Origin of the sequence: Streptomyces sp. NPDC088707 (genome assembly GCF_044752725.1) — a bacterium.
In the GTDB taxonomy this organism is placed as follows: domain Bacteria; phylum Actinomycetota; class Actinomycetes; order Streptomycetales; family Streptomycetaceae; genus Streptomyces.
This window is the reverse complement of the sequence record NZ_JBIVLV010000001.1, coordinates 1,519,687-1,531,898: the sequence shown is the minus strand read 5'-3', so window position 1 is coordinate 1,531,898 and position 12,212 is coordinate 1,519,687. Positions and strand designations below refer to the sequence as shown.

Genomic DNA, 12,212 nt, shown 5'->3' with positions numbered 1-12,212 from the left:
CGACCGCCCCGGCCCGGCCCTGCCCCTTCCCGCCCTGACGTGCCCCTTCCCGACCGGTCCGGATCAGAGTCGATCCGGACCGACCCGAACGAGAGGCCCCGACCCACCACCCGCATCCGGGCGGAGCCGTACGCACGCACCTCCCCGCACAGCGGCAACCGGCCGAGCGCCGGCCGCGGAAACGAGTCGACGATGCCCCCAGTCAGCCTGCGCACCCCCGCGCACGGTCACAGCCGCATCCTCGGGGTCGGCGGTCACCGGCCGCGACGGGTGGTCGGCAACGCCGAGATCTGCACGCGGATCGACTCCACAGAGGAGTGGATCGAGACCCGGAGCGGCATCCGCGAACGCCGGTTCGCCGAGCCCGACGAGACCCTGCCCGTGATGGCCGTCTCCGCCGCCGGCAAGGCACTCGCCCATGCCGGCGTGCCGGCCGCCGACATCGACCTCGTCCTCCTCGCCAGTATGTCCAACCTCCTCCAGACCCCGCCGCTCGCCGTCCGGGTCGCCCACGAACTCGGCGCCCACCGCGCCGCCGGGATCGACCTGTCCGCCGCCTGCGCCGGCTTCTGCCACGCCCTCGCCGTCGCCTCGGACGCGGTCACCGCCGGCAGCGCCCGCCACGTCCTGGTCATCGGCGCCGAGCGGATGACGGACATCGTCGACCCGGAGGACCGTACGATCTCCTTCCTCTTCGCCGACGGCGCCGGAGCCGTCGTCGTCGGCCCCTCCGACACCCCCGGCATCGGACCGGTCGTCCGGCGGGCGGACGGGGCCCACGCCCACGCGCTGCGCATGACCGCGGGCTGGGACGCGTTCGCCGGGACACCGGAGGAGACCGGCCGTCCCTGGATGCGGATGGACGGCCGTCGGGTGTTCCGCTGGGCCATGGAGGAGGTCGCCCCCGAAGCGGCCCGCGCCCTGGAACTCGCCGGCGTCGCCCCCGCCGACCTCGGGGCCTTCGTCCCGCACCAGGCCAACCTGCGGATGATCGAGCTGATGGCCGAGCGCCTCGGCCTCACCGGCCGCACCGCCGTCGCCCGGGACGTGGTGCGGACCGGCAACACCTCCGCCGCCTCCGTACCCCTCGCTCTCGACGCCCTGCTCGAACGAGGGGAGGCGAGCAGCGGTGAACCGGCCCTGCTCCTCGGCTTCGGCGCCGGCCTCAACTTCGCCGGACAGGTGGTGCTGCTGCCGTGACCAGCCGAAGCCCCCACGCCCTGACCGCCCCCGGTCCCGACGCCTCGGCCGGGGTGGACCCCGCCGACTTCCGTGCCGCGATGGCCCGGTTCGCCGCCGGCGTGGTCGTCGTGACCACCCGGGCCGCCGACGGCAGCCCCCGCGGCTTCACCGCCACGTCTTTCTGCTCGCTCTCGCTCGACCCGCCGCTGGTCCTCGTCTGCCTCTCCCACTCCTCCTCGTCCTTCCCGGACTTCGACGCGTGCGAGGAGTTCGCGGTGAGCATCCTGCGCCGGGAGGACGAGGCCGTCGCCCGGCTCTTCGCCACCTCCGGCGCCGACCGGTTCCCCGACGGGGAACAGGCCCACACGCCGTCGCTGCTGCCGGTGGTGGCCGGGGCCATCGGCCAGCTCGACTGCACGCTCCACGCCCGCCACCGCGCGGGTGACCACACCATCATGATCGGGCGGGTGGACGACGTCCGGCTCGCCCCCGGAGAACCCCTCGTCTACTACGACCGGTCCTTCGGCACCCTCGCGCCAAGCCCGCACCGGGCCCCGTGACGGGGCCGCGGGCAGGCCCCCCGGCCGGCCCGCCCGCGCCTCACCGCGCCGTCCGTACCATCGCCGGCGTCAGCCCGTGAGCTCCGTGTCCGGGAAGCGGACCTCGACCGTCATCCCCTCGCCGAGCCCGGTCTCCACCCGCAGCGTCCCGTCGTGGGCCTGCACCACCGCCTGCACGATCGACATGCCGAGGCCACTCCCGCCGGTCCTGCGGGCCCGGTCGGGGTCCGCCCGGAAGAAGCGGTCGAAGATGCGCGCCGCGTCCTCGGGCCGCATCCCGGGACCGTCGTCGCGGACCCGGAGCAGTACGGCCTCGTCCTCGCGGGTCACCTCCACCGTGACCGGGGCCTCGGGCGGGGTGTGCACGGACACGTTGCTGAGCAGATTCGCGACGAGCCGTCGGAGCAGTCCCTCGTCGCCGAGGACGGGCACCCGCTCGTCCTCCAGCTTCAGCGCCCCCGCCTCCGTCACCGGCCGCCCCGGCTGGACCGCCAGCAGGTCCACCGCGGCCTCCCGGGCGAGCAGGGCGAGGTCCACCGGCCGCCGCTGAGGCTGCGGCTGCTGCTCCAGGCGCGCCAGCGCGAGCAGCTCCTCCACCAGACGGTTCATCCGGTCGGCCTCCGAGGCGATCCGGCCGATGGCCCGCTCCTGCTCCTCGGGTCCCAGCATGCCCTTGTCGAACAGCTGGGCATAGCCGCGGATGGTGGCGAGCGGGGTCCGCAGTTCGTGCGAGGCGTCGGCGGCGAACCGCTTCACCTGCTCCGACGCCTCCTCCCGGCAGCGGAAGGCCGTCTCGACCTGCTGGAGCATGGAGTTGAGCGCCGTCCGCAGCTCGGCGACCTCGCTGCTGCCGCCCGCGGGCGAGATCCGGCTCCCGAGATGGCCCGCCGCGATGGCCGAGGCCGTCTGCACCATGTCCTCGAGCGGGCGCAGCCGACGGCGGGCGGCCCGCTGCGTGAGCAGCGCCAGGAGTGTCAACAGGGACGCGCTCACCAGGAGTTCGAGGAGGAAGAGCTTCTTCACCGTGGCCATCATCCCGGCCATGGGGGCGGTGCTGAGCAGGATGCCGCCCCCGGTCACCCGCTGGGCGCCCACCCGGTACACCTCCCCGTCCAGCCGTACGGAGGCCCCCTCGCCCCGGTCCGCGAGTGCGACGGGGGACACGGAGGCGGCCAGGGCGTCGGCGTTCCGCCGGGGCCCGTCCGACTCCCGTACGCAGGAACGGACCACCCGGCCAGCCGAGTCGAGCAGCGCGTACGGCGCGGAGCGGTGCAGGACCGAGGAGGGGACGGCGGCGCAGAGGTCGGGGGAGGAGGGCGAGGCGGGTGAGGCGGAGGCCCGTGCGTCCTGGACCTCCTGGATCTCGCGGGCGTCCTGGCGGAGGGTGTCGTCGAGCTGCCCTATCAGGATGGTCCACACCCCGACGAGCGAGGCGGCCATGGCGAGGAGCAGGCCGAGGGCGAGCAGGGCCACGTTGACGAGGGTGAGGCTGCCCCGTAGCGAACGCGGCCTGCGTGACCCCGGCTTCGGCGCGGCGGCAGGGCCCGTGGCGGCCGGTGTGCCCGTGGCGGCCTCCGTCGCCTTCACGGCCCCGTTCATCCCGTGGCCGCCCGCAGCCCGTACCCCACACCCCGCCGCGTCACGATGAGGGGTGCGCCGAACCGGTCCAGCTTCCGGCGCAGATAACTGATGTACGTCTCCACCACGGTCGACTCCACCGCCGAGTCGTAGCTCCAGACATGACGCAGGATCTGCTCCTTGGTGACCACCCGGTCCGCGTTGCGCATCAGGTAGCGCAACAGGTTGTACTCGGTCGGGGTGAGGTCCACGGGCCGGCCCGCCCGCCGTACGGTGAAGGTCGCCTCGTCCAGCTCGACGTCGAGGTGCCGGAGCACGTCCCGGGGGGCCCGCTCCTCGCTGCTCCGCCGGGTGCGGCGCAGTACCGAGCGGACCCTGGCCACCACCTCGTCCACGTTGAACGGCTTGGTGATGTAGTCGTCGCCGCCGAGCGCCAGCCCGCTCACGATGTCCTGGGGCGCGTCCCGTGCGGTGAGGAAGATGATCGCGGTGTCCCAGGACCTCTCCCGCTCGCCCCGCAGCCGGCGGCACACCGTCCAGCCGTTGCCGTCGGGGAGCATCACGTCGAGCAGGATGAGATCGGGGCGGTGGCGCTCCGCCAACTCCAGCGCCTGGCTGCCCGATTCGGCGAAGAGCACGGACAGACCGTGGAACCTGAGCGTGATGCCCAGTACATCGGCGATGCCGGGCTCGTCCTCCACGATGAGCACCGTGGCGGGTCTGCTGGTGTCGAGGTCCATGTCCCCAGTATCGGCCCGCCCCGTCGCGTCCTTCTGGTGAAACGGCTGACGGCTGGTTGAGAGTTCCCTGTGAGAACCCGGGGAGACGCCGGGAGCGTCTGGTCCACCCGTCCGCCGCCGCTCAGGCTGATCAACAGATGGCAGGGAGACCTGAGTTCGACCGGACGAGGAGTGATGGACGTGGGGACGTGGGCCCGATGGTGCTTCCGGCACAAGTGGGTGGTGATCGCGCTGTGGGTCGTCGTGCTGGTGGGCACGATCGGCGCGAGCAGCTCGCTCGGTGACAAGTACGCCAATGTGTTCGACCTGCCGGGGACGGATTCGTCCAAGGCGATCGCGTTGATGCAGGAGGCCTTCCCCGAGCAGGCCGGCGAGACCGACACCGTCGTCTGGCGGGTGGACGAGGGCAGCGTCCGCGACGACGAGGTCCGCACGAAGATGACCGCCGCCCTGGAGAAGGTCGCCGCGCAGCCGGACGTCGGTTCGGTCGCGAGCCCCTACGGCGAGGCCGGTGCCGGGCGGATCAGCGAGGACGGTCGCACCGCCTACGCGAGCGTCACCTTCACCAAACAGGGCAACGAGCTCGAGATCGAGCAGATGAAGGCCCTCATCGAGACGGCCAGGGCACCGGCCGGCGACGGGCTCGCGGTCGAGGTCGGCGGGGCCACCGTCGCGCTCGCCGAGGCACCCCCGGCCCACCTCAGCGAGATCGTCGGCGTCCTCGCCGCCGCCGTCGTCCTCTTCCTCGCCTTCGGTTCCCTCTTCGGCATGCTCCTGCCGATCATCACGACCCTCTTCGCGGTCGGCACCGCGTCCGCCACCATCGCCCTGCTCAGCCGGGTGACCACGGTGCCCGAGGTGTCGACCTGGCTCGCGATGCTCGTCGGTCTCGGCGTCGGCATCGACTACGCCCTCTTCATCGTGACCCGCCACCGCAAGGGCATCCTCGCGGGCAGGACTCCGGAGGAGGCGGCCGTCACCGCCGTCAACACGTCCGGCAGGGCCGTCATCTTCGCCGGCGGCACCGTCTGCATCGCGCTCCTCGGCATGTTCGCCCTGCGCATGAGCTTCCTCAACGGCGTCACGATCTCGGCGGCCCTCACCGTCGTCATCACCGTCATCGCCTCCATCACGGTCCTCCCGGCGATGCTGGGCGTCCTCGGGATGCGCGTCCTCAGCCGCCGCCAGCGCCGCCGGCTCGCCGCCGAGGGCCCGCGGGCCGAGAACAAGGCCCGTCTCACCGCCCGCTGGTCGCTGTACGTGGAGAAGCACCCCCGCGTCCTCGCCGCCGCCGCCTTCGCGGCCATGCTGGTGATCGCCGTGCCCGCCCTCTCCCTCCGCCTCGGCACCTCCGACCAGGGGAACAACCCGGAGACCAGCACCACCCGCCAGGCGTACGACCTGCTCGCCGAGGGCTTCGGCCCCGGCTTCAACGGCCCGCTCCAGGTCGTCGCCGAGGTGCCCGGCCCCCAGGACCGGGCCGCCCTGGACGGACTGGTCGAGCGGCTGCGGAGCACCGAGGGCGTGGCCCAGGTGGTCCCGGTCCCGACGGAGGCGACCTCCAAGGTCGCCGTCGTGCAGGTCGTGCCCACCACCAACCCGCAGTCCGAGGAGACCTCGGAGCTGATCGAGCGGATCCGCGAGGATGTCGTGCCCGCCGCGGAACAGGACAGCGCCCTGCGCGCGTACGTCGGTGGAGGGACCGCCCTCGGCGAGGACTTCGCCGACACCCTCGCCGGCAAGCTGCCCGGCTTCGTCGGCGCCATCGTCGCCCTGGGCTTCCTGCTCCTGCTGATCGCCTTCCGCAGCATCGTGGTCCCGCTCACGGCCGCGGTCATGAACCTGATCGCCGCCGCGGCCTCCTTCGGCGTGGTGGTGGCGATCTTCCAGTGGGGCTGGGGCGGTGAGTTCCTCGCCGCCGGACGGCCGGGACCGATCGAGGCGTTCCTGCCGGTCATCATGCTGTCCCTGCTCTTCGGCCTCTCGATGGACTACCAGGTCTTCCTGGTCAGCCGGATGCACGAGGAATGGGTCCACACCCGCGACAACGCGCGCGCGGTGCGGGTCGGCCTCGCCGAGTCCAGCCGGGTGATCAACGCCGCCGGCGTGATCATGATCTGCGTCTTCAGCGCCTTCATGCTGAGCGGACAGCGGGCCACCGCCATGTTCGGCCTCGGCCTGGCCGGGGCGGTCGCCCTGGACGCCTTCATCCTGCGGACCGTGCTCGTCCCCGCCCTGATGCACCTGTTCGGCGCCTCCAACTGGTGGCTGCCGGGCTGGCTCGACAAGCGCCTGCCGCACTTCGCCGTCGAGCCGCCGGAGGAGGCCGGGACCGGCCACGACGGACTCGTCGTCCACGGATTCGTCCACACGGCGGACGGCTCCCCGGTCGAGGGGGCCGCGATCACCCTCCTCGCGAGCGACGGCGACCAGGCCGACCGGGTGCTCTCCCACGTCGACGGCGGCTACGTCCTGACCGCTCCCGAGCAGGGCCTGTACGTGGTGTCGGTCGAGGCCCGCGACCACACCCCGCACACGGCGGACGTCTCCGTCGGCGCCGTCCCGGTCCAGCGCGACCTGCGGCTCGTCCCGGCGGACACCCGGGCGCACTGACCGCCGCGGCCCGCGGCCGCCACGGCCGCGGGCCCCCGTGAACGACCCCCTCCGCAATCCCCCGCCGGAGGGGGTCCTCGCATGTCCGGACCCCGCACCGAGCCTCCGCTGACCCCGCACCGGGCCTTCGCGGACCCCGCTCCGTGCCTCCGCTGACCCCGCACCGGACCCCGTCCCGGTCCGCCAATGGGCCAGGCCAATGACGTTTTCCACAGGGGTGGTACGGCCGCCGGGCTGCGCGTACGGTGCCAGTCATGAAGATCCTCATCAGCGCCGACATGGAGGGCGCGACCGGTGTGACCTGGCCCGCCGACGTGCTGCCCGGCACGCCCCAGTGGGAGCGGTGCCGCGCGATGTTCACCTCCGACGTGAACGCCGCCGTGCTCGGCTTCTTCGACGGCGGCGCCGACGAGGTCCTCATCAACGAAGCGCACTGGTCCATGCGCAACCTGCTCCTGGAGGAGCTCGACGAGCGGGCCGAGATGCTCACCGGCCGGCACAAGTCCCTCTCCATGGTCGAGGGCGTCCAGCACGGAGACGTCGACGGCATCGCCTTCGTCGGCTACCACACCGGCGCCGGCACCGAGGGCGTCCTCGCCCACACCTATCTCGCCAACTCGATCACCGGCGTCTGGCTCAACGGCGAGCGGGCCGGCGAGGGCCTGCTCAACGCCCATGTGGTCGCGGAGTACGGCGTGCCCGTCGTCCTCGTCACCGGTGACGACCTGACCTGCGAGGACGCCCTCGGCTACGCGCCGGAGGCACCCAAGGTCGCCGTCAAGGACTACGTCTCGCGGTACGCGGCGGTGTGCCGCACCCCGGCCAGAACCGCCGCCGACATCCGCGCGGCCGCGAAGACCGGCGCGGCCCTCGCCGTCCGCCACGAGCCGGTGCACGGCGGCCCCTTCACCGTGGAGCTGGAGTTCGACGCCGAGCATCTGGGCGCGGCCGCCACGGTGGTTCCCGGCGTGGCGCGCGGCGCGGAGCGGCGCGTCGCCTACACCAGCGAGACGATGTACGAGGCAATCCGCACATTCAAAGCGGTCACGACGATCGTCTCGGCCGCGGTGGAGGAGCAGTATGGCTGAGGAGGTCCGGGGCCCGGACACGACAGCGCTCGACGAGGTGGTCACCTTCACCTCCGAGCTCATCCGCATCGACACCACCAACCGGGGCGGCGGCGACTGCCGAGAGCGGCCCGCCGCCGAGTACGTCGCCGAGCGCCTCGCCGCCGCCGGCATCGAACCCACCCTTCTGGAGCGGACCCCCGGCCGCACCAACGTGGTGGCGCGCATCCCCGGCACCGACCCCTCGGCCGAGGCCCTCCTCGTCCACGGCCATCTGGACGTCGTGCCCGCCGACCCCGCCGAGTGGACCACCCACCCCTTCTCCGGCGAGATCCGCGACGGGATCGTCTGGGGCCGCGGCGCCGTCGACATGAAGAACATGGACGCGATGGTCCTGGCCGTCGTCCGCTCCTGGGCCCGGCAGGGCATCCGGCCGCGCCGCGACATCGTCCTCGCCTACACCGCCGACGAGGAGGCGAGCGCCGAGGACGGCTCCGGCTTCCTCGCCGACCGCCACGCCGCGCTCTTCGAGGGCTGTACGGAGGGCATCAGCGAGTCCGGGGCCTTCAGCTTCCACCCGCAGCCCGGCACCACCCTCTACCCGATCGCCGCGGGGGAGCGGGGCACCGCCTGGCTCAAACTCACCGCCCACGGCCGTGCCGGGCACGGCTCCAAGGTCAACACGGCCAACGCCGTCACCCGCCTCGCCGACGCCGTCGCCCGGATCGGCTCGCACGCCTGGCCGGTCCGGCTCACCGCCACCGTCCGCGCCGCCCTCGCCGAACTCGCCGCGCTGTACGCCCTCGACATCGACGTCCACGCGCCCGACCTCGACGTGGACCTCCTCCTCGACAAGCTCGGCCCCGCCGCCGCCCTGGTCGCGCCGACCGTCCGCAACAGCAGCAACCCGACGATGCTCGACGCCGGCTACAAGGTCAACGTCATCCCGGGCCAGGCCGTCGCCTTCATCGACGGGCGGACCCTGCCGGGCACCGAGGAGGAGTTCGCCGCGACCATGGACGAGCTGACCGGCCCGCACGTGGAGTGGGAGTTCCACCACCGCGAGGTCGCCCTGGAGGCTCCCGTCGACTCGCCGACCTTCGCGAAACTGCGGGCCGCCGTCGAGCGCTTCGACCCGGACGGGCACGTCGTGCCGTTCACCATGTCCGGCGGCACCGACGCCAAGCAGTTCTCCCGGCTCGGCATCACCGGCTACGGCTTCTCGCCGCTCCGGCTGCCCCCGGACCTGGACTACGGCGCGCTCTTCCACGGCGTCGACGAACGCGTCCCCGTGGACGCGCTGCACTTCGGCGTCCGGGTGCTCGACCACTACCTGAAGTCGGCGTAGGGCCGTCATCGTTCGCGTAACACCGTGACAGGGGGAGCTGGGATGAAAACGATCGCCGCTTACGGCAGCTGGCCGTCACCCGTCGACGCGGCGCTCGCCGCCGCCCACGACGGGCGGCCCGAGTACCCCGGCGTCGTCGGCGACGAACTGTGGTGGACCGCGCCACGCCCCGCCGAGGGAGGCAGGCGCGCCCTCGTGCGACGACGCGCCGACGGCACCGAGGAAAGCCTGCTGCCCGCCCCGTGGAACGTCCGCAGCCGGGTGATCGAGTACGGCGGTCTCCCCTGGGCGGCGGTCCCGCGCCCGGCCGGCGGACCCCTCGCCGTCTTCTGTCACTTCCCCGACCAGCGGCTCTACGCCTACGAGCCCGACGCCGCTCCCGGCGCCGGGCCCCGGCCCCTCACCCCCGTCTCCGCGACCGGCGGCGGACTGCGCTGGGTGGACCCGGTCATCCACGCCGACCGGGGCGAGGTGTGGTGCGTCCTTGAGGAGTTCACCGGCCCCGCGCCGACCGACGTGCGCCGGGTGATCGTCGCCGTACCCCTCGACGGCTCCGCCGCCGACGACCGCGCGGCCGTACGCGAACTCTCCGACGGGCGCCACCGGTTCGTCACCGGCCCCCGGCTCTCCCCGGACGGCCGCAGGGCGGCCTGGATCGGCTGGGACCACCCCCGGATGCCCTGGGACGGCACCGAGGTCCAGCTCGCCGACGTCACCCCCGACGGCACCTTCGACCGGACCGGGACCGTTGCCGGCGGGCCCGCCGAGTCGATCCCGCAGGTCGACTGGGACGCGGCCGGACGGCTCCTCCTCGTCAGCGACCGCTCCGGCTGGTGGAACCTCTACCGGGCGGAGGTCGCCACCGACGGTGGCCTCGGCGAACCGGCCGCGCTCTGCCCCCGTGCCGAGGAGTTCGGCGGACCGCTCTGGAAGATCGGGCTGAACTGGTTCACCCCCCTGGAGAACGGTCTGGTCGCCGTCGTCCACGGCAAGGGCACCACCACCCTCGGCATCCTCGACCCCGAGCGCGGCGCGCTCGTCGACGCCGTCGGCCCCTGGACCGAGTGGGCCCCGACCCTCGCCGCCCACGGCAGCCGCGTGGTCGGCGTCGCCGCCTCCCCGCACAGCTCCTACGAACTCGTGGAACTCGACGCCCGCACCGGCCGCACCCGGATCGTCGGCGCCGCCCACACCGACGCCGTCGACCCCGCCCACCACCCCGAACCCCGCGTCCGCACCTTCACGGGCCCCGGCGGCCGCGAGATCCACGCGCAGATCTACCCGCCCCGCCACCCCGGCTTCACCGGACCCGATGACGAACTCCCGCCCTATGTGATCTGGGCCCACGGCGGCCCCACCGGCCACGCCCCGCTCGTCCTCGACCTGGAGATCACCTACTTCACCTCGCGCGGCATCGGCGTCGCCGAGGTCAACTACGGCGGATCCACCGGCTACGGCCGGGAGTACCGCGAGCGGCTGCGCGAGCAGTGGGGCGTCGTCGACGTCGAGGACTGCGCGGCCGTCGCCACGGCACTCGCCGCCGAGGGCACCGCCGACCCGGCCCGGCTCGCCGTCCGCGGCGGCAGCGCCGGCGGCTGGACGACCGCCGCCTCCCTCGTCTCCACCGACGTCTACGCCTGCGGCACGATCATCTACCCCATCCTCGACCTGCGGGGCTGGGCCACCGACGAGACCCACGACTTCGAGTCCCAGTACCTCCACGGGCTCATCGGATCCCTCGACGACGTCCCCGCCCGGTACAAGGAGCGCTCGCCCATCGAGCACGTCGACCGCGTCACCGCGCCCTTCCTGCTGCTCCAGGGCCTCGACGACGTCATCTGCCCGCCCGCACAGGCCGAGCGCTTCCTCACCCGCACCGCCGGGCGGGGCGTCCCGCACGCCTACCTCGCCTTCGAGGGGGAGGGCCACGGCTTCCGCAGGGCCGACACGATGGTCCGCGCCCTGGAGGCCGAACTCTCCCTGTACGCGCGGACCTTCGGTGTCACCCGGACGGACGTGCCCGACCTGGAGTACCGCACGTGACGACGCCAGAGCCCGCCCTTCCCGCCCTGCCCGAGGTCCTCCCCGAGCCTGTCCTCCCCGCCCCGGCGGGGGCCCGCCCCCAGGTCGCCTCGCTCACCCGGCCCGAGCGGCTGCGGCCCGGTGCCCGGGTCGCCGTCGTCGCTCCTGCGGGGCCCGTCCCCGAGGAGCGGCTGCGGGCGGGGCTCGACATCCTCCGCGGCTGGGACCTCGACCCCGTCGTCGCTCCGCACGTCCTGGACACCCACCCCGTCCTCGACCACCTCGCGGGGGCCGACCGGGCCAGGGCCCGGGACCTGACCGAGGCCTGGTGCGACCCCTCGGTCTCCGCCGTCCTCTGCGCGCGCGGCGGATTCGGGGCCCAGCGCATGGTCGACCTCGTGGACTGGCGGGCGATCAGGGAGGCCGGTCCCAAGGTGTTCGTCGGCTACAGCGACATCACCGCCCTGCACGAGGCCTTCGCCGTCCGGGCCGGCTACTCCACCCTGCACGGTCCGATGGTCGCCGCGGGCACCTTCCTCTCGGACCCGCGCACCCAGGAGTCCCTGCGGGCCACGCTGTTCACGCCCGAGTCGGTACGCACGCTCGGTCTGGACACGGCCCGAACCCTGTCGCCGGGCCGCGCCCGCGGCGTGACCCTCGGCGGCTGCGTCAGCCTCCTCGCCGCCGACCTCGCCACCCCCCATGCCCGTCCCTCGGCCCGCGGCGGACTACTGCTCCTGGAGGACGTGGGGGAGGAGGCGTACCGACTCGACCGCGTCCTCACCCAACTCCTGCGCTCCGGCTGGCTGGACGGCGTCGCGGGCATCGCCCTCGGCTCCTGGGCGGAGTGCGGCCCGTACGAGGAGATCCGAGCGGTCCTCACGGACCGCCTCGGCGGCCTCGGCGTCCCGGTCGTCGAGGAACTGGGCTTCGGACACAGCGAGACGGCCCTGACCATGCCGCTCGGCGTGTCAGCCGTCCTGGACACCGAGGAGAACACCCTCACCCTGGACGTCCCGGCCCTGCGCTGAGCGGGGACGAACGGCCCGAGCCGTCCCAGTCGCCCCGCGGCGGCCTTCACCGAATCTCCGTCAACAACCCT

Annotated in this window: 9 protein-coding genes; 7 read left to right on the top strand and 2 right to left on the bottom strand. The window is 73.5% G+C overall.

From position 1 onward, the window contains the following. The first annotated feature begins 192 nt into the window (after positions 1–192). Both ACIP84_RS06835 and ACIP84_RS06830 read left to right on the top strand, forming a co-directional pair. On the top strand, positions 193–1,200 hold the full coding sequence (locus ACIP84_RS06835) for a beta-ketoacyl-ACP synthase III (protein WP_355958829.1): 1,008 nt from the start codon (positions 193–195) through the stop codon (positions 1,198–1,200). Then, positions 1,197–1,742 carry a flavin reductase family protein gene (locus ACIP84_RS06830; protein WP_355958830.1) on the top strand — a complete coding sequence of 182 codons (546 nt, stop codon included), beginning with the start codon at positions 1,197–1,199 and terminating at the stop codon, positions 1,740–1,742. The genes ACIP84_RS06835 and ACIP84_RS06830 overlap by 4 nt, the downstream gene beginning before the upstream one ends. 69 nt (positions 1,743–1,811) lie before the next feature. On the opposite strand, the gene ACIP84_RS06825 is transcribed toward ACIP84_RS06830, so the two are convergent. Both ACIP84_RS06825 and ACIP84_RS06820 read right to left on the bottom strand, forming a co-directional pair. Continuing rightward, a complete protein-coding gene (locus ACIP84_RS06825) occupies positions 1,812–3,329 on the bottom strand; it encodes a sensor histidine kinase (protein ID WP_401795341.1) in 1,518 nt (505 codons plus the stop codon). Between the two features lie 8 nt (positions 3,330–3,337). Continuing rightward, positions 3,338–4,060, bottom strand: a complete 723-nt coding sequence (locus tag ACIP84_RS06820) for a response regulator transcription factor (RefSeq protein WP_355958833.1) — start codon at positions 4,058–4,060, stop codon at positions 3,338–3,340. A gap of 174 nt (positions 4,061–4,234) precedes the next feature. Here ACIP84_RS06820 and ACIP84_RS06815 point away from each other — a divergent pair, with 174 nt between their 5' ends. The 5 genes from ACIP84_RS06815 to ACIP84_RS06795 all read left to right on the top strand — a co-directional run bounded on the left by ACIP84_RS06815 (position 4,235) and on the right by ACIP84_RS06795 (position 12,141). Continuing rightward, positions 4,235–6,673 carry an MMPL family transporter gene (locus ACIP84_RS06815; protein ID WP_401795338.1) on the top strand — a complete coding sequence of 813 codons (2,439 nt, stop codon included), beginning with the start codon at positions 4,235–4,237 and terminating at the stop codon, positions 6,671–6,673. Positions 6,674–6,927: 254 nt separating this feature from the next. Next, positions 6,928–7,761, top strand: a complete 834-nt coding sequence (locus tag ACIP84_RS06810) for a M55 family metallopeptidase (protein WP_355958835.1) — start codon at positions 6,928–6,930, stop codon at positions 7,759–7,761. Next, positions 7,754–9,088: a M20/M25/M40 family metallo-hydrolase gene (locus ACIP84_RS06805; RefSeq protein ID WP_401795335.1), complete on the top strand. Its 1,335-nt coding sequence runs from the start codon at positions 7,754–7,756 to the stop codon at positions 9,086–9,088. The genes ACIP84_RS06810 and ACIP84_RS06805 overlap by 8 nt, the downstream gene beginning before the upstream one ends. A 42-nt stretch (positions 9,089–9,130) precedes the next feature. Then, the gene (locus ACIP84_RS06800) at positions 9,131–11,131 is read left to right on the top strand and encodes a S9 family peptidase (RefSeq protein ID WP_401795332.1); all 2,001 of its coding nucleotides are present in this window, start codon (positions 9,131–9,133) and stop codon (positions 11,129–11,131) included. A 26-nt stretch (positions 11,132–11,157) separates the two neighbouring features. Beyond that, complete coding sequence (locus tag ACIP84_RS06795; protein WP_401795714.1) at positions 11,158–12,141, top strand: LD-carboxypeptidase; 984 nt, start codon at positions 11,158–11,160, stop codon at positions 12,139–12,141. The last annotated feature ends 71 nt before the right edge of the window (positions 12,142–12,212 follow it).